A 228-nucleotide genomic window follows, 5' to 3' on the forward strand; every position below is an offset into this window, starting at 1 on the left:
GGAGATACTGGGATTACGGGCTCAACAGGAGTGACAGGAGCGACCGGAGAAACGGGAGCAACTGGGGTTACGGGTTTACAAGGCCCGCAAGGAATACAAGGAGTGCAAGGGATCCAAGGTCCAACAGGCGCGCAAGGAGTGCAAGGGCCTCAAGGGATACAAGGAGTAACTGGGGCGACAGGAGATCAAGGTCCACAGGGAATCCAAGGTCCTCAAGGAATTCAAGGT

Annotated in this window: 1 pseudogene; it reads left to right on the forward strand. The window is 55.7% G+C overall.

From position 1 onward, the window contains the following. Positions 1–228 (forward strand): annotated as a pseudogene (locus tag MR113_RS27945) (collagen-like protein); the annotation flags it as partial.

The sequence above is a fragment of the Bacillus cereus group sp. BfR-BA-01379 genome (assembly GCF_022663605.1).
GTDB lineage: Bacteria > Bacillota > Bacilli > Bacillales > Bacillaceae_G > Bacillus_A > Bacillus_A mobilis.